Here is a 21,530-nt window from a genome sequence, read left to right on the forward strand (position 1 = left end):
ACTCACCTCCGCTCTCGACCGCGCTTGGCCAGTCCGCCGACGCTGGGCGAGGCCGGCTGGGCCTCGTCCGGCCGGAATCCGGCGAGTTGGAGGATCTGTTTCCTGTCGATCTGCGGTGGGTCGCCGCGCCGTTCCGCCTTGGCCTCCATCAGGGTGACCGCCGGCATGTTCGGCCCGTACGGCTCGCGCTGCCGGGCGCAGGCGTCGGCGACCTTCGCCACGAAGTCCTCTTCGGACTCGATCGGGAAGTAGAACTCGGGCATCAGTTGCGGGAGGTGTTCGACGGGGATGTCCTGGCTGCCGAGCCGGACACCGCTGCTGTCGATCGCCGCCTGGAGCGTGCTGGCCTCCTCGACCGGGAACCGGAGCCGGCTGGCCACGTCGACGACGGCGCGCAGCCCCTGCGCGACCCCCGGAAACGCACGTAGGGCCAGGTTCAGGTACCGGAGATCGTCCGGGGTGAAGTCCTCGAAGTCGTTGGGCGTCACGAGTGGCCTCCTTGGGGTCACCGGATCGGATGACGGTGGTCAGGCAGGCGGCGCGGCGCGCCGGATGCCTCCGACGTGCACCCGGGGGGTGCCCGGGTGGTAGAGGTCGAACAGGCAGTCGCAGACCGCGGTGACCGCATCCCAGTCGCCGCGGTCGATCGCCTGCTTCATGTGCCGGAGCATCGTGCCGACGGTGGCCCTGGTCGCGGCCGGAAAGCGGCCGGCGACGGCCTCGCGCCACAGGTCGAGTGCCCGAGGGTGGCCGACGAACTCGAAGGCGTGCGTGACCACGTCGAGGGCGTCGATCCGGTGGCGGTCCGTCTCGTCGACGGTGGGGTCGGTGATGGTGGCCTCGAGGTCGGCCAGGATCTCCTCGATCGACCTGCCCGGGCCGGTGGGGCGGCCGCCGGCCCGCCGGTTCGCTCCGGTGCTCGGCGGCGACGGCGCCCGCAGGCCCCGGGTGGCGAGTAGTTCGGTCGTCTTCCGGACCAGATCCTCCGCGGAGCTGATCGGAAAGAAGAACCCGGGGATCAGCGCTGCGGCGAACCGCGTCTCGTAGGCCACGCCGCGGAATGTGACCTGCGGGGCGCGGGACATCTGCTCGACGAACTCGGACTTGGTCGCTATCGGATATTCGAGCTGAGATTCTCTCGCGATTCTCGCCAAGTCACTGTCGGGCATTCGGATCACCGTCCAGACGTTTCGCTGGCCGACGGCCGGCGACGCCCTGAAGCTATTTTTCGCCGAATGTCAAATCAATACTCAATCGCGTCCGTGTCCCTGATCCGACGAAGGACCGTCAACGATGTTGGAGCGGCATCGTCACGCCGGGCATAATCCGCGCGAAGAGTTCCCGGTCGGTCAGCCGGCGGGCCCGCTGCACGACCGTCCGCCACTGCCCGATCCCGGCCTCCGCCAGCCAGGTACGCACCGGGTCCGACAACGGCTCGAACGGCCGTTGCAACACCTCGACCGTACGGTGCTCGAAGACGCTGCGCAGAAACGCGAGCTGGTTGAACTCGACGTGGTCGTAGTAGACCGGATAAGGGAAAGTCTTTCGGGAAAGGTGCCCCACCCGGGCGTCGGCGACACAGCGGGCGCCCAGTCCGGCGAGCCAGGCCCGGGCCGAAAGGTCCTGCTCGTCGGCGCCCCAGACCCGGAAGAGCGGCGAGAAGCCGCCGAGGGTGTGATAGCCGCTGCGCAGGATCATGTAGCAGGCGCCGAGCACCATCGGCACCTCGGCGGCGCCCGGCCCCGGGTGGCGCACCCGGTGGCGGGGCCGAAAACCCGGGCTGCGCCCGGCGGCGTAGTCGCGCTCGCCGCACCACTCGAAGTCGGCGCCGTAGAAGCCGCCGACCGTACGCTCGTAGTCCCAGAACGACGCGCACAGCAGGGCACCGGAATCCACGTGGTCCAGCATGAGCGACAACCAGTTCCGGTCGAAGGTCATATGCGCGTCCAGACAGACCAGCACGTCTCCACCGGCGAGTGCGAACCCCTGCCGCCGGGCCCGGGAGACACCGGCCGGCACGGTATTGCGAACAATTTCCACGCCCGGCCCCAGTGAACCGACCGGCTCGACACTGCCGTCGTCGACGACCACGATCTCGCGTTCCCGGCCCGGGCTGGTCGCCCGGAGCCCGTCGACGGTACGCCGGAGCACGTCCGGTCGTTCGTCCCGGGCACAGATCACGAAAGAGATCACCCGAGAATTGTCCCGCGAATTCGCCGGCCGGAAAATGGCCGGGCCGGCCGGAAAATGGCCGGGCCGGCGGAAAACAGCCGGACGGGTCAGCGCAACTGGGTTAGTGCAACTGGGCCAGCGGCAGCGGTCCACGGGTCTTCACCGTGCGGATGGCGAAGGTGCTGCGGGTATCCACGACCGCCGGGATGGCCAGGATCTGGTCGATCAGCAGCCGCTCGTACGCGGCGAGGTTGGCCACCGCCACCTCGACCAGGAAGTCGGCGGAGCCGGAGATGACGTGGCAGGCGACGACCTCGGGAATGCCGGTCAGCACCGACTCGATCCGGGCGGCGGTCTCCCGGGAGTGCTGCCCGACCTTCAGTTCGATGAAGACCGTCAGGTCCAGCCCGAGCCGGGCCCGATCGAGTTCGGCCCGGTAACCGGCGATCAGCCCGTCCTGTTCGAGGGCGCGTACCCGGCGCAGGCAGGCCGACGGCGACAGCGCGACCGCCTCGGCGAGGTCGACGTTGGCGATCCGCCCGTCGGTCTGGAGGCGGTCCAGGATCGCCCGGTCCGTGGAGTCGTACGCAGCCATCGGCACATGCTGCCGCAAATCGCTTCTCCAGCGCAACTATCTTGCGTGCCGGGCCGGGCCAGCGCGCACATTTGCCATCGTGTGCCGCGCCCGCGCTGCCAGACTGCACCGCATGACCAGCCTGACCCGCCAGCGCGATCCCGTCGTACCCGATCTTGGTGTGCCGCGCGGCGCCGCGCTCTACGTCGGGGCCCTGCTCGGGCCGGGCCTGCTACTGCTGCCCGGCCTGGCCGTGACCCTGGCCGGACCGGCGTCGATCCTGGCCTGGGCCGGCCTACTGGTCGCGTCCGGCCTGTTCGCGGTCGTCTTCGCCGCCCTCGGCGTACGCAACCCGTCGGCCGGCGGAGTCCGGGCGTACGCCGAGGCGGGCCTCGGCCCCCGGGCCGGACGCGCGGTCGCCTGGTGCTTCCTGGCCGGAGTGGTCAGCGGCGCGCCGATCGTCTGCGTCACCTGCGGCAACTACGTCGCCGACCTGCTCGGTGGTGACGTCCGGCTCGCCTCCGCCACCGCGGCACTGCTGCTGCTCGGCACCCTCGCGGTGACCCTGCGCGGCGTCCGTACCTCGGCCACCGTCCAGTTCGGCCTGGTCGTGCTGCTCGTCGCGATCGTCGTCGGCGCGGTCGCCGGGGCCGCACCGGCCAGCAGAGCCGCCAACTGGACGCCGTTCGCACCGCACGGCTGGACGGCGATCGGCCCGGCGGCCTCGACCCTGATGCTGGCCTTCGTCGGCTGGGAGGCGATCGCACCGCTGACCAACCGGTTCGCCCGGCCCGGCCGGCAACTCCCGGTCGTCATCGGCATCGCCTTCGGCACCACCACCGTGATCTACCTGGCGCTCGGCACCGTCACCGTGGCCGCGCTCGGCCCGCAGGCGAACACGTCGGTGCCGCTGGCCGCGCTGCTCACCCTCGCGGTCGGTCCGGCCGGGCAGGCCATCGCCGTCGTCGGCGCGGTCGTGCTCACCGTCGGCGCGATTCTGGCGTACCTCGCCGGCGCCGGCAGCCTGGCACGCTCGCTGACCCTCGGCTCCGGGACCGCGCCGACCCTTGGCTCCGCGGCCGCGCCGACCCTTGGCTCCGGGACCGCGCCGACCCTTGGCTCCGGGACCGCGCCGACCCTTGGCTCCGGGACCGCGCCGACCCTTGGCTCCGGGACCGCGCCGACCCTTGGCTCCGGGACCGCGCCGACCCTTGGCTCCGGGACCGCGCCGACCCTTGGCTCCGGGACCGCGCCGACCCTTGGCTCCGGGACCGCGCCGACCCTTGGCTCCGGGACCGCGCCGACCCTCGGCTCCCGGATCGGCCTCCCCGGCTCCGGGCCGGGAGGCGACTCGAAGCGCGCGGCGGCCGCCCGGGACACCATGCCACCGTGGCTGCTCGCCGCCCTTCTCAGCTCGGGGGCAGTGCTGATCGGGCTGCTCGGTGCCGGCGTGGTCGACCTGACCACCCTGGTCAACGTGCCGACCACGTTCTTCCTGGTGGTCTACCTCGGCTGCACCGCCGCCGCCTGTCGGGTGCTGACCGGGCCGCTGCGGGCGGTCGCCGCCGTCGCGTTCGTCGCGGTCGTCGTGGTGCTGGCCTTCAGCGGGTACGCCCTGATTCCCGCCGCCGCCGTGACCGCGTTGGCGATGTCCGTCCGGCGACGCCGCCCGGCCGCTTTCGACGAGCGCGTCAGCGGCTCCGTCGCACCCGGCGATGCTGCTGTCGGCAGCCGTCGGTCTGATACTGGGGGACATGTCTGACCTGGCCCTGCCGATCCGTACCGAGCGCCTGCTGCTCCGCCAGTACCGAGCCGACGACGTCGACGCGCTGCACGCGTACTACAGCGACCCGGTGGTCGCCCGCTACATCCCCTGGGAGCCGTGGACGCGTGAGTTCACGGCCGAGATGGTCGGCAAGCGGATCCACCACACGAGCATCACGGGAATCGGCTCCCGCCTGGCGGTGGTGGTGGAGCACCGGGGCGAGGTCGTCGGCGACCTGATCCTGTGGCCGGCCGACGAGACGCTGTCCCGGGGCGAGCTGGGCTGGGCCTTCCACCCGTCGGCCTCCGGCCATGGCTTCGCCACCGAGGCGGTACGCGCGTTCCTCGGTGTCGCCTTCGAGCACTGCGGGATGCACCGGGTGATCGCGCAGCTCAACGCGTTGAACGGGGCGTCGGCCCGGCTGTGCGAGCGGGTCGGCATGGTCAAGGAGGCCCACCTGCGCCGGGACTACTGGACGAAGGGCGTCTGGGCGGACAACGTGATCTACGGACTGCTGGCGGAGGAGTGGCAGGGCCGGTAAGCCGGATTGGGCGGCGGTGGGCCTGTCGGCTGGCCGTGCCCGGATGAGGCGGCGTGGGAATCGGGCTCAGTACCGCGTGGGTTGCGCGGCCGGATCGACCTTGACGACCACCGTCTTCGCTGGCTTGTCGTGCAGGCATTGCCGGTAAGGCTTGTCCCACAGGCACCACAGCGGGTCCAGTAGCCCGATGTAGCAGTTCGACAGCAGGTTGAAACCCAGCATCACCAGGTACCGGTAGGTCAGTTGTCCGCGGCGGAGCGGAGTACCCGCCTCCAGCGGCGTGACTGCGACCTTCAGCATTCGCTTGCCTGGGGTCTGTCCGTTCCAGCGCAGCGGGATTTCGACCTCATATGCGTACTGGAGGCCGAGGACAATCGCGATGATGCCGACAACCGCCGTGATCGGCAGGATCGGCGAGTCCTCGCCGATGGCGGTGGAGAGAAGCGCGACGCCGCCACCGATGACGAGCCCGGCCACCACCAGCAGGGCCAGCATGACGATGATCGAATCGATGATTCGGGCGCCGAGCCGCTGACCCAGACCGGCCAGCGGTCGTCCATCCGGGGCGACCGGCACCGGGTGGGCCGGCTGGGACATCTGGTACTCCGCGGACGGCTGGGGGTATTGCCGAAGCTGCTGGTATGACGGCTCGGGCTGCTGCGACGGGTATGGAGGCTGCTGCGACGGGTATGGAGGTTGGTCGGTCACGTTGACACTATTAGCAGGGCACCCGCCACAGAAGAACTCCGGCCCCCGCCGGGTTCACCACTGCACCTTTTCAACCTCCCCTTGCGATCCGTCGGAGCGCAAGCTCGGACGTGGGGTGTGAGCGCCGCGCGGTTCAGGTTGAAGAGGTTCACCGCACGCCAGCCGCCGACTGGTGCGTTCACCGTGTCGACGCGTGCAGTGCCGCCAACGCCCGTCTCTCCAGCAGCCGGAAACCGCAGGAGCCGGCGATTGCCACGGCCTGCTCGGCGGTGTAGCTCGCCGAGGTCGGGTCATCCGCCGAGAGCCGGGCGGTGGCGAGGCCGACCAGTGCCCGTGCCGCCACGAACGGGTAGGTGTGGTGCGCGATCGTCACGCAGCGCTCGAACCACTGGGCCGCCGTTATGGTGTTGCCGAGCGCGAGGTATGCCTCCGCCACAGTGGCCGAGGTCTGTGCGGTGGCCTTCCTGTCGTGCACCGCGACCGCCATCTCGTGCGCTCGGCTGGCCACCTCCAGCGCGGTGGCGGCGTCACCGCGCTGTCTGTAGAGGTGACTCAATTCGTCCAAAGTGGACAGCTCGCCGCGCTGGTTCGATCCCTTCCGGTACGCCGCGAGCACGTCGACGAGCAGTTCGGAGGCGCGCGCCTCCGCACCGAGCTGACGTAGCGCGCTCGCCAGGTTGCCCCGATTGGCCAGCGCGGACGTCTTCCGGCCGGTCACCTCGTTGATCTTCAGCGCCGCGTTGAGCAGGTCGGCGGCGTCCCACAGCTCGCCCTGGCACATCCGCATCACCCCGAGTCCGTTGAGCGCGACCGCCCGCACGTGGCCGAGGTGGTCGTCCTCGGTCAACTCAAGCGCGCGGTGCAGCCACTGCTCCGCGTCGGCGAGCTTGCCCTGCTCCAGATAGAGCCACCCGATGTGATGGGACAGGTACGCCGCGGCCGTCGTCCAGCCGGTGGTCACCGCGAGCTGCTCGCCGGCGAGGCAGTCGGAAAGCGCCTCCTCGTTCCGACCGACCGACCACAGTGCCTGGGCACGACTGATCAACATCGCGGTCCGCGCGACGTCGTCGCCGGCGCTGGCGGCCGCGTCCAGACCCGCCTCCACCGCGGGCAGCCAGCCGTCGACGTGCTGGCGGATCAGGAAGTACCCGCGGAGCTGGTCGGTGATCCGCCAGGACAGCGCAGGGTCGGCGGACCCGGCCGGGTGCCTGACGACGGCGACCAACGCGGGCAGCTCGACGTCCAGCCAGGCGAGCGCGTCGGCCTCGGTGGCGAAGAACCTGTCCCGCTCCGCATGCGTGTCGAGCCGGACGAGCTGCGGGTACACCCACTCCATCGCGGCCGTCACCGCGTCGGCGTACCAGGTGTACAGCCGGGAACGCGCGGCTTCGACCTCGGTGTCGTCGGCGAGCAGCCGGCGGGCGTACAGGCCCAGCAGGTCGTGGAACCGGTAGCGGTCCGTCGCGTACTGCATCAGCATGTTCGCCTCGAGCAGGTCCTCCAGCACGCGGTCGGCCTCGGCCGCCGGCATCGCCAGCAGGACACCGGCGCTGTCGGCGCCGAAGTCGTCGCCGGGGTGCAGACTGCACAGCCGGAACGCGCGCTGGGCCGCAGGGCTCAGGTCGGCATAGCTGAGCTGGAAGCTGGTGAGCACGCTCGACTCACCGGTGGACAGCTCGGTGAGTCTGCGGTTGTCGTCGTGCAGCCGGCGGGTCAGGTCGCCGATGGTCCACGCCTGCCGGGTGGCCAGTCGGGCGCTCGCGATGCGCAGCGCGAGCGGCAGCCGGGCGCAGGCCTCGGCGAGCGCGCCGGCCGCATCGGGATCGGCGTCGATCCGATGGGATCCCGCGGTCGCGGCGATCAGGGTGATCGACTCCGCCGGGTTGAGCGGTTCGAGGTGGACGACGCTCGCACCGGCGAGGCCGAGCATCCTGCGCCGGCTGGTCACGATCAGGTCGCTGCCGCCCGCACCCGGCAGCAGCGGCCGGACCTGCTCGGCGTCATGTGCGTTGTCCAGCAGCACCAGCATCCGCCGGTCGGCGAGCTCGCTGCGGAACAACGCGGCCGCCTCGGTCTCGTCGGTCCCGATCCGCCTGCTCGGCACGCCCAGCGCGCGGAGAAACCGGCCGAGCACCCGCATCGGTTCCGGCGCGGTCGCGGAGGTGCCGCGCAGGTCGGCGTAGAGCTGACCGTCGGGGTACCTCGCACGCAACCGGTGCGCGGCGGCGAGCGCCAGAGCGGTCTTGCCGACTCCGGCGATGCCGTCGATCAGGACGATCCGGGACGAGGGCGATCCGGCCTGCTGGCCCGCCCTGGCGAGCGCAGCCTCGATCACGGCCATTTCGTCCGCCCTGCCGACGAAGTCCGGCGGCGGGGCGGGCGCCTGCTGGACCGCGATCCGCCCCACTGTCCGTCGGGCCTGCCGCTCGCGCTGCCGGAGCACCGCGAGCTGGGCGGAGCGCAGCCGCTCGCCAGGATCGATGCCGAGCTGGTCGGCGAGTGCGGACCGGATCCGGTCGTACGCCGCGAGCGCCTCTGCCTGCCGGCCGCTCGCGGCCAGGGTCAGGATCAGCTCGACGTGCAGCGGCTCGTCCAGCTCGCGCCGATTCGCGAGCCGCAGCACCGGTCTCAGCGCCCGCTCCGGCTTGCCGAGATCACGCGCCAGAGTGGCGAACGCCTGGACGGCGGCGGCGTACTCGGTGGCTACGGCGGTGTAGAGCGGGCTCGACGCCACCCGCTCCGCGTCGATCTCGCCGCGCCACAGCGCGACGGCTTCGGCGAGCCGGGTCAACGCCGCCTCCGGCGCGTCGTACGCCGCCCGCGCGGTGAGATCGCGGAACGCCAGCAGGTCCAGTTGATCGGCGGTGACTGCGAGCCGGTACCCGGTCTGACCGCCGACGAGCACGCTGTCGGCCCGCAAGTCGGAGTCAAGCAGCCGCCGCAACCTGGCGACGTGCGTGTGCAGCAGGTTCACGGGGTTCTGGGCTTCGCCGTGCTGCCACAGGAGTTCGATGAGTTCGTCCTGGGCGACCGCCGCGCCGGCGCCGAGTGCGAGCCGCCCGAGCAGCGTGCGTTGTAGGTCGGAGCCGAGGGATGCCTGGACATCGCCGTGCCATACCTCGATCGGACCGAGTACACGGATGCGCAGCGGGCCGCCACGGACCGGACCGGCTTCGGCGCGCTGTGCGCGATGGGCCTCGGCGGCGGCGTGAAGTTGCTCGACGTCGGGCCCGCTCAACCCGAGTGCGGTGGCGATGGCCTGGACCGAGTCCCGCTTCGGGCTTCTCGTCCTGCCCTGTTCCAGATCGCGGATCGCGCCCGCGCTCATGCCCGCCCGGTCGGCGAGTTGCCGTTGCGTCACTCCGGTACGGCGGCGATGGGCTCGAAGCAGCCCGCCGAAGCTTGTCGCCGTCACTCGTACCCACACTGGGTGGTCAGATCGTTGCACTGCGATCTTCGCGGCACCGGCCCATCCTATGTGCCGCTGACCAGCACAGGAAGACGTGCGCCGATCCCGGCGTCCTGGCTGGAACAGGACGCCGGGACCGGTGTCCCGGTGCTTCGCCGATCTGGCGGAGGAACTACGTCACCCGCTGGCGACGTCCGAAACGCCAAGGATGCGGTAGGCGGCGACCAAGCGGCTGCTCCACCACGAGGTGTTGGCGTGGAAACCGACGGGAACCCCGGGGCTGTGGGCGTCGTAGAGGGTGTTGTCCCCGGCCCAGAAGGCGACGTGTGTGATGAAGCGGCCGTTGTCGGCGGTGTTCGTGTAGAAGAGCAGGTCACCGATCTTCAGGTCCGCAGCCGAAACCTGCTTGGCGTACTTCTTCGCGGGGGAGGTGTGTGTCCGAGCCCAGTTGTAGATCTGCTCTGCGGTACGGACACTGTTCATGTCGAAGTCGGGGAGGTTCCCCACCTGGTTGTAAGAGGTGAGCACGAGCCCCGAGCAGTCGTAGTCCGGACCCGTACCACCCAAGAGGTAGTCGGCACCCTGCTTGTCCACGGCTTTCCGATAGGCAATCCTGGTCCAGTTGAAGATGTTCCTCTCCTTGAAGCAGGCGGTCCCCTGCTCGGTCGTCCCGTTCTGGACCCTCACCGTAAGGTGATTGATGTCGGCGAGGTTGCTGGGGTTCCAGTCGGACTTGAGGCCGACCTCGTGGGTGCCGTTACCGGACTTGAGGATGTAGTAGGCGTTGTCGCCGGGGAAGACGAAGGGCGCCGCGGTGTGGTCGGAGTCGTGGGCCTGGATCCGCAGCACCGGAGAGAAGTTGGCCGCCGTACCGGTGTCGTCGACGCGCCACCGGACGGTCACCATGTTCGCGCCTTTCCAGTCGACCTGGATGAAGGCGTCGGCGCCCGGGCAGGAGACGGTGAGCGTGCCGCTCGGGTTGCTCAGACCGTCGGCGGACGCCGGAGGCGCGGCCACGAAGACGGCACTGGAGGCCGCGACGAGGAAGGCCACGATCGACGTCGTGATTCTGGGTCTCAGATGTTTTCTCTGCACGGTGGGGATCTCCTTTTCATCGCGGGGTCGGCGAGACTCGCAACCCCTGGCGTCCTGTCACTTTCGACAGAAGATCGGGAAGGTGAAGTCAGGCGTCGCCGCAGGTCCACGGCTGCCAGCCCCGAGCCCGGTACAGGTCGTAGGCGGCATGGATGTTGTCCGCCGAACTCAGCGCCCTGTCGATCTGCACCGCCACGGTGCTTCCCGGCAGGTACTCCTGCAGAGTTCCGCCGGTGTTGAACTGAAACACCCCGACATCCTTGGTCCCGTTGGTGTTGAGGCCGACGGCGATCGGGTTGAGCCCTGACTCGCACCGGGCGACCCGGACCGCTTTGTTCGCGATCGATTCCGGGAAGACGGCGCGGATCTGGCTCTCCACCGTCGAGTCGCAGGCTACGGCGAGCTCCTCGTCCGGGTTGGCGAGCTTCGAGCGGGTCGCCGGCCCGACCTCCCCGGTCATGGTCAGCCGGTTGCGTCCCTGAAACGCGAACACCCGCATCCGCGTCGCCGCACCGAACGCCCCGTCGACGGCGAGCTGGTTGCCGCAGTTGAGGCCCAACTCGTTGAGTCGCCGCTGCAACCGCTCGACGCAACTTCCCGATTCGCCGTACTCCAGATCCACATCGCACAGGGTCACCGCGCTCGTACCGACGTCGGCGGAAGCCGGCGACATCGGCCACAGCACGATCGAACCGAGCGACACCAGTGCCGCGCCCATCACCGTCGCCACTCCCACTCGAAGCCGGTTGGCTGTCGAGCGCGGCGATCGCTTCGCAAACCCCGTCCTCATCACGTTCCCCTGTCGTTCCGGCAGCGCAAGCCCGGTTTCCGGGCGGCGTGGTGGGAACGGTAAGAATGATCGCTGGCACGGCACTGTCCGTACTCCGCCCGTACCGCGGCGCGCGCCGCCCGTACCGGAAGGTGCGGAGCGGGTGTCGCACGTCGTGCCAGAGGAGGCAGCGGGCGTCACCCGGAGCCAGCTCCCGTTGTGCCTGGTCAGCGGTGGAGTGCCGTTGGCCGCTCCTGCCCGTTGGTGATCGCCTGCGGCACGGGCTTATGGCACGTGGCTGGCACGGCTCGTGCCTCGGTGCGCGGCCAGCCGGCGTCGTACGGCTTTCCGCCCTGGCCTTCGGACCGGGGCGGCTTGCCGTGGCGCCGGGTCACCGCGCACCCAGACCACGTACTCCGGTGGCAAGCCGCGCACCGGCGCGGCAGCGATCGCCCAACCCCGACGGCGGCCAACTACCCTCGCGATCGTCACGGGCTTTCGTGCGGCGGGCTGGCCTGAACCGGCTACCCTTCCACGCGTGCGTGATGATCTATTCGTGCTCACCTGGCAGCAGCGACGGCAGGCCCGCACTGCTTGGCGCCGGGTGAGTGGCCCAGCAGCGACGTGAGGCCGTATTGCGGGCGAAGGAGGGACAGTCAGCGTCGGATCCCGGCGTATCCGAAGCCGCCCGCAAGTACGGGGAGTACCTGCTGCATAAGAGCCGTTCGAACCGCCTTCCTCGATGGCTACAGCCTGCGGCGGGCGCTCTGATGGCCGTCGTCGGAGTTCTCCTGTTCGCTGGTGTTGTCTCCTTCCCCCGGTAGCCAGAAGGTCGGCGTGCTGTGGATCGTCGGCGGTCTCGTGGTCTTCCTTCTTGGACTGCTGAGCTGGTCCCAGCGCAAGTGGGGTCAGCTACTCATTGCGGCGAACCCACCGGAGTAGCCCGTGCCAGTCTGGCCCGCCGCGCCGGCCGATGCCGGCCGGAGGCCGCCAGCAGGCCGATTCTCGCGGTGGCGGCCGGGGAGCGGGTGACCGAGGTCGCGGCCAGGTTCGGGGTGTCGCGGCAGAGTGTCCACGCCTGGTTGGGCCGGTATGCCGAGGGTGGGCTTGGCCGGTTGGTGGATCGGTCGCGGCGGCCGGTGTCGTGTCCGCATCAGGCGTCGCCGGAGGTGGAAGCGGCGGTGTGTGAGTTGCGGCGGGCGCATCCGCGCTGGGGTGCCCGGCGGATCGTGTTCGAGCTGGGTCGGGCTGGTTGCCCGGATCCGCCGTCGCGGATGAGTGTGTATCGGATCCTCGCCCGGCATGGCCTGGTCGAGCCGGTGGTTCGGGGTCGGGGGCGGAAGGACTATCGGCGGTGGCAGCGGGCGGTGCCGATGGAGTTGTGGCAGATGGACATCGTCGGCGGTGTGCTGCTGGCTGACGGGTCGGAGGCGAAGGTCGTCACCGGGGGCCTTCTTCGATACCGGTCGAGAGAGACAAAGAGACCTCTCGCCCGGTATCTGAGGAGGGGGCGCCACCCTGATCGAGCTTGCTGTCCATTCCGGGCGCGGGACCTTCGGCAGTTGCTGCTGTCGACCGATACGGAAGGCAGTCACGTGGCGTGACGGCTCCCGATCGGGCGGCCGCACACGGACGACGGCAAATCCGGATGTCGGATCATGACGCTGCCAGGCATCATCATCGCGTGGATGCCCGCCGAACGATCGTTCTGGTCGATGACCTCCGTTCGTTCGTGGATGGCCGTAGCGCCGAGGTGGCCCGCACCAGCGCCGCCGCAGTTGAAATCCTCGATCGGTACCGGGACCGGCGCCTGGACGAGCTGTGGCTGGACCACGACCTAGGCGGGGACGACACGATCTGGCCGGTCGTGGAGGTCCTGGAACGGGCGGCCTTCGACAAGCGCCCCTTTGACGTCGGCGTCATCAATGTCCACTCCGCCAACCCGGCCGGCGCCACGAAGATCGCCCAGGTCTTACGACACTGGGGGTATCACGTCCGCGTCGCGTCGGGCTCCACGGACGTCGGCTACCTCGACGGCCCCGCGTGAGCTGACCGGGAACGCGCCGACCGACGGCCGCCACACTCGGACGGCGGCTAGATCCGGATGCCTGATCAAGCCTGCGTCAGTCTCCGGCTGGGCGAGGTCATGGCACAGGTTGGAGCTGGACGAGGATCATCCAATTGTTGCCATCGGCGGGTTGCGTCGCTCGGACCCGGCATTCACTCGGGCGCAGATCCATCACGAGGTGGTTGTCGGGCTCCAACTTCGTCCCGGGCCCTCACCAGGTTGTCTTATACGCGGCTGCCCAGCGCAGGAACAGCCGTTCCGAGGGCAGGTACGTCGTCGGTGCCGGCTCGTCGCCTAGTACCAGCGCCTGCCGCTGGCCGATGGCGACCACCCCGACGTAGCCGTCGATCGCGCACGCCCGGTCGCAGTCCCCCGAGCTCTCTAGGGATTCATCCGTGCTGTCGACACCGGTCCACAGCGACAGTGCCGATTGCGGAGCGACGAGCAGCGGTCCGCCAGCCGACGAGACCCACGTGTAGTGCAGCGACCCCATTTCCCCACCAATCTTGCCAGGCCGGCAACACGGGTGCGCGCCGAGACGCGGCGGAACGTTGTCGTGGCCGGAGAGTCATCGTCACATAGCGACGGTCGCCGGATCGCCGCCCGGCTGTGCGCTCGTAACGACCTTCCAGCCGTTCTCAGTCGGTCGTCCAACCAACTGAGCGCTGCCAGTCGGTTCCGGGCAGTTCGGCAAGTTGCTGTGCCTGTACCCGTCGAAGGGAGATCTGCGGTGCCAGCGGCGCGAGGCTCGGCATTTGTGGGTCAGGTCGTACGTGCATTTCAAACCCCTTCTCCGCCAAGCAATAGACCAGGGCCCCGTCGTTGGACACAAGTCGGTCGTCCGCGCGCCCCCAGCACGACACCCTTCCAGAGGTCGGGTAGCCAGCGCCTGCCGTCCTCTGGACGAGTACGGTGACCGTGCGGCCGTAGGGCCTGGCTGGTCGATCGGAGAGCTCGAGAAAGAGGTCCGGATGCCCCGGCTGGCCAGGATACGCGTACGTCAGTTCGAAGCCGGGGATCTCCGGAACAACCAGCGGCACGCCGAGAATGCGAAAATCGTCGACTCGCCACCGCAGTTGACTGGCTCGCTCGATGCCGACGACGGCGACGAACATGGCCGCCACAGCGAGCACGGCGCCCACTCGGGCCAGGCCAGGCAGCCGCCGACGAGTCGCCAACGCCAACGCGAGGTGCACACACAACGTAAACACGGCCCAGTAGCCGGTGGTTTCCCACTGGTCGCGTACCGGCCCGCCGATGGCCACCCCAACCGGGATCAGGACTACCAGCAGGATCGGCACCAGGGCATGCGTCAGATAGGCTCCAAGTCCCCGCCGTCGCATCACCAACATCGATAACAGCGGTGACAACGCGGTGATGACACATACGGCGCAGAGTGACGCGGCGAGGGAGATGAACATCGGACCTATTGACATGGTCCAGTCCTGGTCTACCGTCCACAGCCCGACAGCCAACACGGCCGCGACCGAGACGGCCCCACATGCCAACGCATGGAGCGTCACGATCCGCAAGGCCGGAACGTCGACGCCGTCGCCGCTGAGGTCCGTCATGTCTTTACCACCCCTCATTCTGAATGTTCAGCCGTCCCGTAATAAGGGATGTCTCGTAACTTGGTGAAGGCGTTGCCTGGCAAGGGTGCTGGTGTCAGCCCGCGAGGATGATGTTGTGAAGGTGGGCGATGTCGGAAGCGGTGTGGGTCAATGTGTGGGCGGCGCGGCGGTAGTCGCGCAGGATCTTGAAGCACTTCATGCGGGCCAGGGCGTGTTCGACCTGGGCTCGGACCCTACGGTGCTGCTTGTTCAGGTTGGCCTTCCAGTCGGGTAGCTCGCTGCCGTCGGCGGGTTTGCGGTACGGGATGATCACCTCGGGGTTGCCGCGGTAGGCGCCGTCGGCCATGACGGTCCGTCCGGCCAGTTTCTGGTCGATGCCGGAGGTGCGGTAGACGATGGTGTCGTTGCGGTTGCCGGGTTGCGGGTCGCCGAGGGCGACGACGAGGCGGGTGTGGGCGTCGATGGCGACTTGGAGGTTCGTCGAGTAGCGGTAGTTCTTGCTGCGGGCGGCCAGTCGGTGGTCCCGGGTCGGGATGAGGGTGCCGTCGACGATGGTGATCTGGTCGACCCGGCGCCGGCGCATCGGTGCCAGGGCGAGGAGGGGGCCGAGGGTGTCGATGACCCGGTGGGCGGCGGAGTGCGACACCCCGAACAGCGGGCCGATCTGCCGCATCGTCAGGTTCGTGCGCCAGTACGCGGCGACCAGCAGCACCCGGTCCGGTAGGTCGAGGGACCACTGCCGGCCCGGCCGGCCGTCGGCGATCGCCTCCCCGCCGCGCTCGGCGACCAGCCGGACCAGCTTGCGGAACTGAGCGGGCTGCAGTCCGGTGAACGGGAAGATCCACTCCGGGCGGGCTGCCGAGATCACCTGCACCCCAACATGATCCACCATGGACCATCAGAGAGTTACGAGACATCCCTCAGGCAGGGAGGCCGATCGAATCATCCGATTATCTCGGAGGCCCACGGGCGCACCCTCAACCTGTCACTTGCGCCTTGGGATGGCCCGCCGACGACATGGACCGTCGCATCGCCAAGGCAGAACCAAAGCCCAAGAAGACGACCCACGAGCACCGCAAGGGTACTGACCCGGACGACGGGCCAGCCGACGTGCTGGCCTGGACCGGCTGATGGCCCGCGAATGGCCCCGCAAGATCGGTTAGAGCCGGAAACAGAACGGCCCAGGCTCGGCGAAACCATCGCTGACCTGGGCCGGAGGGACTGGAGCGGGCGACGGGAATCGAACCCGCACCGTCAGTTTGGAAGACTGAAGCTCTGCCATTGAGCTACGCCCGCGCTCGCCCCGATCATCTCAGGGCGCGACGGATAGCCTAACGGGTCGCCCCGGCCCCTGGATACCGGCATCCCGCCGGCGCCCCCAGCCACGGACCCACCCACCCCTCCACCCGCCAGCCCAGCAGGCACAAACCCGAAAGCGCCAGCCCTCACGTACCCCAAGATCAAGGTCGTTCGGGACGACACGGAGACCGGGCGGGCGCGGCTCTGACCGGACGGCATAGACTCTTCACCGCCACGGGGTGTGGCGCAGCTTGGTAGCGCACTCGCTTTGGGAGCGAGGGGCCGTGGGTTCAAATCCCGCCACCCCGACTGTCGCCCGCGGCTGCGGGGTGAGCCTGGCCACCCCGCGCCGTCAGACGCCTCCGCCGGCTCGCCTACACTCGATGGGCTGAAGACCGGCCCAGAATAAAGATCGAGATCCGTCAAGGAGTACGCCTGTGAAGAGCACCGTCGAGACTCTGAGCCCGACGCGCGTGCGGCTCGCCATCGAGGTGCCGTTCGTCGAGCTCGAGCCGAGCCTCAAGAAGGCGTACCGGGAGATCGCCTCGCAGGTCAACGTCCCGGGCTTCCGGCGCGGGAAGGTGCCGGCGGCCGTGATCGACCAGCGGGTCGGCCGCGGCACGGTGCTCAACGAGGCCGTCCAGGACGCCATTCCGGAGAACATTCTTGCCGCGGTCCGCGAGCACGACGTGAAGACGCTGGGTCGGCCCGAGGTCGAGATTACCGAGTTCAACGACGGTGACGCGCTGAAGTTCACCGCCGAGGTCGACGTCCGCCCCGAGATCACGCTGCCCGACCTCTCCACCGTCGAGGTGACCGTCGACGAGCTCCAGATCGACGAGAGCGAGATCGACGCCCAGGTTGCCAGCCTGCGGGAGCGCTTCGCCACGCTCAAGACGGTCGAGCGGGCCGCCCAGGAGGGCGACTACGTGCAGATCGACCTGGCGGCGACCGTCGACGGCGAGGAGGTGCCGGGTGGTTCTGCCACCAACATCTCGCACGAGGTCGGCAGCAAGCAGCTCCTGCCGGGGCTGGACGAGGTGCTGGTCGGCCTCTCGGCCGGTGACGCGGCCACCTTCCAGACCCAGCTCGTCGGCGGCGACTTCGCCGGCCGGGACGCCGACGTCTCTGTGACGGTCCGCACCGTCAAGGAGAAGGAACTCCCCCCGCTCGACGACGATTTTGCCCAGCTCGCCAGCGAGTTCGACACCCTCGACGAGCTGCGCGGCGACATCCGCGAGCGGGTCAGCCGGTCGAAGAAGATCGAGCAGATCTACGCCGCCCGGGACCGCGCCCTGGAGCAGATGGTGGCGACCGCCGATGTGCCGGCCCCGGAGGGGGTCGTGCGCGAGGAGGTCGAGCACCGCAAGCAGGCCATGGTCGACCAGCTGGAGCGGATCGGCGCCTCCCTGGAGGAATATCTCAGCTCCGAGGAGAAGACCGAGGAGCAGATCGACACCGAGCTGAAGGACGCGGCCACCGAGGGAGTCAAGATCCAGCTTCTGCTGGACACCCTGGCCGACGCCGAGCAGGTGCAGGTCTCGGACGACGAGTTCGGGCACGAGATCGTGCACCGGGCGCAGCGCGCCGGGATGGCCCCGCAGCAGTACTACGACCAGCTCGTCCGCTCGGGCGCGGCCGGTGCGGTCTACGGCGACGTCCGGCGCGGCAAGGCCCTGGCCATGGTGATGGAGCGGATCAAGATCACCGACTCGGCCGGCAACCCGATCAGCATGGAAGAGCTGCGCGCCGCGAGTGGCGAGGAGCACGACCACCAGCACGACCACGACCACGAGCACTGAGCCGCGCGGGGTCGTGACCGCCGGGCCCGGACGCCACGTCCGGGCCCGACCGGCTAGAACCCCATCGGGTACGCCCCGGGCGGTCAGCGCGCCGTCGGCAACTGCGCTGTTAGCGAACAGTGCCCGGACCGGGACGTTACGACCCCGGTCAGCGGTTAATGTCGGGCGTAAGACGCACGGAGAGCGAAGGGCTGCCATGACTGGTTCAGACTTCTCAGCTATGCCCCTGCGGGTGACCGAAGCCCGCGGTGCGGACGCACTTGGTGGCAACCTCGACGACTCGGTCTACAACCGGCTGCTCAAGGAGCGGATCATCTTCCTTGGCAGCGAGGTGACCGACCAGGTCGCCAACCGCATCTGCGCACAGCTGCTGCTACTCGCCGCGGAGGACCCCAGCCGCGACATCAACCTGTGGATCAACTCGCCGGGTGGCTCGGTCTACTCCGGCATGGCGATCTACGACACCATGCAATTCATCGACAACGACGTCTCCACGGTCGCCATGGGCATGGCCGCCTCGATGGGCCAGCTCCTGCTCTGCGCCGGCACCAAGGGCAAGCGCTACGCCCTGCCGCACGCGCGGATCATGATGCACCAGCCGTCCGGCGGCATGGGCGGTACGGCGTCCGACATCGCCATCCAGGCCGAGCAGATGCTCTACACCAAGCGGATGTTCCAGGAGCGGGTGGCCTTCCACACCGGCCAGGAGCAGGCCCAGATCGAGGCCGACTCGGACCGGGACCGCTGGTTCACCGCCACCGAGGCCAAGGACTACGGCTTCATCGACAAGGTGATCACCGGAGCCGCGCAGGTTCCGGAAGGCGCCGGGACCCTGAGCTGAGGAGCGGAAAGATGACTGACCCGACCCTGCTTGCCGGTGGCGGCTTCCAGCCCGTGCACAACCGGTACGTCCTGCCCTCCTTCGTCGAGCGCACCTCGTACGGCGTCAAGGAGTCGAACCCCTACAACAAGCTCTTCGAGGACCGGATCATCTTCCTCGGCGTCCAGGTGGACGACGCGTCGGCCAACGACGTGATGGCCCAGCTGCTGACGCTGGAGGGCACCGACCCGGACCGCGACATCATCATGTACATCAACTCGCCCGGTGGCTCGTTCACGGCCATGACGGCGATCTACGACACGATGCAGTACGTCCGGCCGGACATCCAGACCGTCTGCCTCGGGCAGGCGGCCAGCGCCGCGGCCGTACTCCTCGCCGCCGGTACGCCCGGCAAGCGCATGGCGCTGCCGAACTCCCGGATCATCATCCACCAGCCGGCCACCGAGGGCGGCTACGGGCAGGGCTCGGACATCGAGATCCAGGCCCGGGAGATTCTCCGGATGCGTACCCAGCTCGAGGAGATGCTCTCCCGACACTCCAACCAGCCGATTGAACGAGTCCGTCGTGATATCGACCGTGACAAGTTCATGACCGCCGAGGAGTCTCGTGAATACGGCCTGGTCGACACCATCCTGACCAGCCGAAAGAAGGGCCTGCTCGCGGCGAACGCCTCGAGCTGATCATTCTGGGTCAGAGGCCGGCCGACCCGCTGCCCGGTGGCCGGCCTCTGACACACCCGTTTTGGGGGTCGGAGAAAGCCCGCGCAGCGGGTAACGTCGGTCCTGCACCGCCCACGGCCGGTCGGGACCGGCCGGCGAACACGACCGACGGGGTGTACCGTCCGCAGGCCAGTGCCTCTACTCAGACAGGCTGGCCGATGAGCGCAGGGAGAACGTAGGTGGCACGGATCGGCGACGGTGGCGACCTACTCAAGTGCTCCTTCTGTGGCAAGTCGCAGAAGCAGGTCAAGAAGCTCATCGCAGGGCCTGGGGTCTACATCTGTGACGAGTGCATAGACCTCTGCAACGAGATCATCGAAGAGGAACTGGCCGAGTCCGGCGAGGTGAAGTGGGAAGAGCTTCCCAAGCCGATGGAGATCTGCCAGTTCCTCGACCAGTACGTCGTGGGTCAGGACCAGGCCAAGAAGGCTCTCGCGGTAGCGGTCTACAACCACTACAAGCGGATCCAGGCCGAGTCCGCCGGCGGGCCCGGCTCCGCCGACGGGGTGGAGCTGTCGAAGTCCAATATCCTGCTGATCGGTCCGACCGGGTGTGGCAAGACACACCTGGCCCAGACCCTCGCCCGGATGCTGAACGTGCCGTTCGCCATCGCCGACGCGACCGCGCTGACCGAGGCGGGCTACGTCGGCGAGGACGTCGAGAACATCCTGCTCAAGCTGATCCAGGCCGCCGACTACGACATCAAGCGGGCCGAGACCGGGATCATCTACATCGACGAGGTCGACAAGATCGCCCGTAAGTCGGAGAACCCGTCGATCACCCGGGACGTCTCCGGCGAGGGCGTGCAGCAGGCGCTGCTCAAGATCCTGGAAGGCACGGTGGCGAACGTGCCGCCGCAGGGCGGCCGGAAGCACCCGCACCAGGAGTTCATCCAGATCGACACCACCAACGTGCTGTTCATCTGCGGTGGCGCCTTCGCCGGCCTGGACCAGATCATCGAGGCCCGTACCGGCCAGGGCGGGCTCGGCTTCGGCGCCCACCTCCGGTCGGTCTCCGAGCGCTCGACCGACGACATCTTCGGCCGGGTCATGCCGGAGGACATGCTCAAGTTCGGTCTGATCCCCGAGTTCATCGGCCGGCTTCCGGTGATCACCAACGTCCGGAGCCTCAACCGCGAGGCGCTGGTCCGGATCCTCACCGAGCCGCGCAACGCGCTCGTCCGGCAATACCAACGCCTCTTCGAGCTCGACGGCGTGGAGCTGGAGTTCGAGCCGGCGGCGCTGGAGGCGATCGCCGACCAGGCCATGCTCCGCGGCACCGGTGCCCGGGGGCTGCGTGCCATCCTCGAAGAGGTCCTGCTCTCCGTGATGTACGAGGTGCCCAGCAACCCGAACGCGGCCCGCGTCCTGATCACCCGGGGTGTCGTGCTGGAGAACGTCAACCCGACGATCGTGCCGCGCGAGTTCACCGGGCGCCGCGCCCGGCGCGAGCGTGAGGAGCGCTCGGCCTGACGGTCCGCCGACCTCCCCCGGTAAGCCTGGTCACCGGGGGAGCGTCCCCGTAGGCTCTCCGCATGCGCGTCGCCGTCTGCCAGCTCAACGCCCGCGACGACCGGAAGGCCAACCTGACCGCCGCCGGCGAGCTGCTCGGCCGGGCTGCGGCCGCCGGGGCGGACCTGGCGATCCTTCCGGAGTACGTCGACTACCTCGGCCCGTCGCGTGGGATGCCCGCCCCCGAACCGGTGGACGGCGAGTTCGCCGAATTCTTCGCCGAGGCGGCCCGGCAGCACGGGATGTGGGTGCACGCCGGCTCGTTCCACGAGACGGGCCCGGATCCGGAGCACACCTACAACACCTCGCTGGTCTTCGACCGCTCCGGCGCGCTCGCCGCGACGTATCGCAAGATCCACCTGTACGACGTGGAAATCCCCGGTCGGGTCTCCTACCTCGAATCCAAGACCGTCGCCGCCGGCTCCGACCCGGTCACCGTCGACGTCGACGGGGTACGCGTCGGCCTGTCGATCTGCTACGACCTGCGCTTCCCGGAGCTGTACCGGCAACTGACGGTCGCCGGAGGGGCGCAACTGCTGGTGGTGCCGGCCGCCTTCATGCTGCACACCGGTCGGGACCACTGGGAGGTGCTGCTGCGCGCCCGGGCGATCGAGAACCAGTGCTACGTCGCGGCGGCGGGGCAGATCGGCGACCACGATCCGGGGCGTACCTGCTTCGGCCGCAGC

20 protein-coding genes, 2 tRNA genes and 1 pseudogene (1 of these 23 only partly in view) are annotated in these 21,530 nt (G+C 69.1%); 11 read left to right on the plus strand and 12 right to left on the minus strand.

All coding sequences use genetic code 11. The features are described from left to right. Positions 1-2: 2 nt before the first annotated feature. The 4 genes from ACQEVC_RS17330 to ACQEVC_RS17345 all read right to left on the minus strand — a co-directional run bounded on the left by ACQEVC_RS17330 (position 3) and on the right by ACQEVC_RS17345 (position 2,767). Positions 3-488: a hypothetical protein gene (locus tag ACQEVC_RS17330; RefSeq protein WP_432878502.1), complete on the minus strand. Its 486-nt coding sequence runs from the start codon at positions 486-488 to the stop codon at positions 3-5. Positions 489-527: 39 nt separating this feature from the next. Continuing rightward, positions 528-1,169: a hypothetical protein gene (locus ACQEVC_RS17335; protein WP_432878505.1), complete on the minus strand. Its 642-nt coding sequence runs from the start codon at positions 1,167-1,169 to the stop codon at positions 528-530. A 118-nt stretch (positions 1,170-1,287) separates the two neighbouring features. Next, entirely contained in the window at positions 1,288-2,193 is a 906-nt protein-coding gene (locus ACQEVC_RS17340) for a glycosyltransferase (protein WP_432878508.1), read from the minus strand. Positions 2,194-2,293: 100 nt separating this feature from the next. Further along, entirely contained in the window at positions 2,294-2,767 is a 474-nt protein-coding gene (locus tag ACQEVC_RS17345; protein WP_432878510.1) for an Lrp/AsnC family transcriptional regulator, read from the minus strand. A 112-nt stretch (positions 2,768-2,879) separates the two neighbouring features. Here ACQEVC_RS17345 and ACQEVC_RS17350 point away from each other — a divergent pair, with 112 nt between their 5' ends. Continuing rightward, positions 2,880-4,508, plus strand: a complete 1,629-nt coding sequence (locus tag ACQEVC_RS17350; protein ID WP_432878513.1) for an amino acid permease — start codon at positions 2,880-2,882, stop codon at positions 4,506-4,508. Next, positions 4,501-5,052, plus strand: coding sequence for a GNAT family N-acetyltransferase (locus ACQEVC_RS17355; protein ID WP_432878516.1), 552 nt, complete (start codon positions 4,501-4,503; stop codon positions 5,050-5,052). Before ACQEVC_RS17350 ends, ACQEVC_RS17355 begins: the two co-directional genes overlap by 8 nt. A gap of 66 nt (positions 5,053-5,118) precedes the next feature. On the opposite strand, the gene ACQEVC_RS17360 is transcribed toward ACQEVC_RS17355, so the two are convergent. From ACQEVC_RS17360 to ACQEVC_RS17375, 4 genes are all read right to left on the minus strand, one after another. After that, positions 5,119-5,649 carry an RDD family protein gene (locus tag ACQEVC_RS17360; RefSeq protein ID WP_432878519.1) on the minus strand — a complete coding sequence of 177 codons (531 nt, stop codon included), beginning with the start codon at positions 5,647-5,649 and terminating at the stop codon, positions 5,119-5,121. Positions 5,650-5,938: 289 nt separating this feature from the next. Next, the gene (locus ACQEVC_RS17365; protein ID WP_432878521.1) at positions 5,939-9,175 is read right to left on the minus strand and encodes a BTAD domain-containing putative transcriptional regulator; all 3,237 of its coding nucleotides are present in this window, start codon (positions 9,173-9,175) and stop codon (positions 5,939-5,941) included. Between the two features lie 171 nt (positions 9,176-9,346). Continuing rightward, positions 9,347-10,264: a C40 family peptidase gene (locus tag ACQEVC_RS17370; protein ID WP_432878524.1), complete on the minus strand. Its 918-nt coding sequence runs from the start codon at positions 10,262-10,264 to the stop codon at positions 9,347-9,349. Between the two features lie 88 nt (positions 10,265-10,352). Further along, positions 10,353-10,982 (minus strand): peptidoglycan-binding protein, encoded by a 630-nt coding sequence (locus ACQEVC_RS17375; RefSeq protein WP_432878527.1) that lies wholly within the window; start codon positions 10,980-10,982, stop codon positions 10,353-10,355. An 852-nt stretch (positions 10,983-11,834) separates the two neighbouring features. Here ACQEVC_RS17375 and ACQEVC_RS17380 point away from each other — a divergent pair. The 3 genes and pseudogenes from ACQEVC_RS17380 to ACQEVC_RS17390 all read left to right on the plus strand — a co-directional run bounded on the left by ACQEVC_RS17380 (position 11,835) and on the right by ACQEVC_RS17390 (position 13,080). After that, a complete protein-coding gene (locus ACQEVC_RS17380; protein ID WP_432892109.1) occupies positions 11,835-11,975 on the plus strand; it encodes a hypothetical protein in 141 nt (46 codons plus the stop codon). An 11-nt stretch (positions 11,976-11,986) separates the two neighbouring features. Beyond that, positions 11,987-12,481, plus strand: a pseudogene (locus tag ACQEVC_RS17385) (helix-turn-helix domain-containing protein); the annotation flags it as partial. A gap of 236 nt (positions 12,482-12,717) precedes the next feature. Beyond that, positions 12,718-13,080 (plus strand): cyclic-phosphate processing receiver domain-containing protein, encoded by a 363-nt coding sequence (locus ACQEVC_RS17390; RefSeq protein ID WP_432878530.1) that lies wholly within the window; start codon positions 12,718-12,720, stop codon positions 13,078-13,080. A 232-nt stretch (positions 13,081-13,312) separates the two neighbouring features. On the opposite strand, the gene ACQEVC_RS17395 is transcribed toward ACQEVC_RS17390, so the two are convergent. From ACQEVC_RS17395 to ACQEVC_RS17410, 4 genes are all read right to left on the minus strand, one after another. Continuing rightward, entirely contained in the window at positions 13,313-13,594 is a 282-nt protein-coding gene (locus ACQEVC_RS17395; protein ID WP_432878532.1) for an Imm21 family immunity protein, read from the minus strand. 145 nt (positions 13,595-13,739) lie between these two features. After that, on the minus strand, positions 13,740-14,672 hold the full coding sequence (locus tag ACQEVC_RS17400) for a hypothetical protein (protein ID WP_432878535.1): 933 nt from the start codon (positions 14,670-14,672) through the stop codon (positions 13,740-13,742). A gap of 94 nt (positions 14,673-14,766) precedes the next feature. Continuing rightward, a complete protein-coding gene (locus tag ACQEVC_RS17405) occupies positions 14,767-15,546 on the minus strand; it encodes a transposase family protein (protein WP_432878537.1) in 780 nt (259 codons plus the stop codon). Between the two features lie 348 nt (positions 15,547-15,894). Next, positions 15,895-15,968 (minus strand) — tRNA-Gly (locus ACQEVC_RS17410). 238 nt (positions 15,969-16,206) lie between these two features. On the opposite strand from ACQEVC_RS17410, the gene ACQEVC_RS17415 reads away from it, so the two are divergent. The 6 genes from ACQEVC_RS17415 to ACQEVC_RS17440 form a co-directional block, all read left to right on the plus strand. Next, a tRNA-Pro gene (locus ACQEVC_RS17415) sits at positions 16,207-16,280 on the plus strand. 128 nt (positions 16,281-16,408) lie between these two features. Continuing rightward, entirely contained in the window at positions 16,409-17,773 is a 1,365-nt protein-coding gene (gene tig / locus ACQEVC_RS17420; RefSeq protein WP_318403365.1) for a trigger factor, read from the plus strand. Between the two features lie 196 nt (positions 17,774-17,969). Beyond that, complete coding sequence (locus ACQEVC_RS17425) at positions 17,970-18,614, plus strand: ATP-dependent Clp protease proteolytic subunit (RefSeq protein ID WP_318403364.1); 645 nt, start codon at positions 17,970-17,972, stop codon at positions 18,612-18,614. An 11-nt stretch (positions 18,615-18,625) separates the two neighbouring features. Further along, positions 18,626-19,294, plus strand: coding sequence for an ATP-dependent Clp protease proteolytic subunit (locus ACQEVC_RS17430; RefSeq protein WP_101367584.1), 669 nt, complete (start codon positions 18,626-18,628; stop codon positions 19,292-19,294). Positions 19,295-19,512: 218 nt separating this feature from the next. Continuing rightward, a complete protein-coding gene (gene clpX, locus ACQEVC_RS17435) occupies positions 19,513-20,805 on the plus strand; it encodes an ATP-dependent Clp protease ATP-binding subunit ClpX (protein ID WP_318403363.1) in 1,293 nt (430 codons plus the stop codon). A 62-nt stretch (positions 20,806-20,867) separates the two neighbouring features. Then, positions 20,868-21,530, plus strand: partial view of a carbon-nitrogen hydrolase family protein gene (locus tag ACQEVC_RS17440; RefSeq protein ID WP_432878542.1) — the 5' portion only. 135 nt of this gene lie beyond the right edge of the window; the window shows 663 of its 798 coding nt (coding positions 1-663); the start codon lies at positions 20,868-20,870; its stop codon lies beyond the right edge, outside the window.

This window comes from Plantactinospora sp. CA-294935, from assembly GCF_050936445.1.
Classification (GTDB): Bacteria; Actinomycetota; Actinomycetes; order Mycobacteriales; family Micromonosporaceae; genus Plantactinospora.

Coding starts and splice junctions, on each gene's coding strand:
- ACQEVC_RS17335 (WP_432878505.1), bottom strand. CDS start 1,169: ATGCCCGACAGTGACTTGGCGAGAATCGCGAGAGAATCTCAGCTCGAA.
- ACQEVC_RS17345 (WP_432878510.1), bottom strand. CDS start 2,767: ATGGCTGCGTACGACTCCACGGACCGGGCGATCCTGGACCGCCTCCAG.
- ACQEVC_RS17350 (WP_432878513.1), top strand. CDS start 2,880: ATGACCAGCCTGACCCGCCAGCGCGATCCCGTCGTACCCGATCTTGGT.
- ACQEVC_RS17355 (WP_432878516.1), top strand. CDS start 4,501: ATGTCTGACCTGGCCCTGCCGATCCGTACCGAGCGCCTGCTGCTCCGC.
- ACQEVC_RS17360 (WP_432878519.1), bottom strand. CDS start 5,649: ATGTCCCAGCCGGCCCACCCGGTGCCGGTCGCCCCGGATGGACGACCG.
- ACQEVC_RS17375 (WP_432878527.1), bottom strand. CDS start 10,982: ATGGGCGCGGCACTGGTGTCGCTCGGTTCGATCGTGCTGTGGCCGATG.
- ACQEVC_RS17395 (WP_432878532.1), bottom strand. CDS start 13,594: ATGGGGTCGCTGCACTACACGTGGGTCTCGTCGGCTGGCGGACCGCTG.
- ACQEVC_RS17400 (WP_432878535.1), bottom strand. CDS start 14,672: ATGACGGACCTCAGCGGCGACGGCGTCGACGTTCCGGCCTTGCGGATC.
- ACQEVC_RS17425 (WP_318403364.1), top strand. CDS start 17,970: ATGACTGGTTCAGACTTCTCAGCTATGCCCCTGCGGGTGACCGAAGCC.
- ACQEVC_RS17430 (WP_101367584.1), top strand. CDS start 18,626: ATGACTGACCCGACCCTGCTTGCCGGTGGCGGCTTCCAGCCCGTGCAC.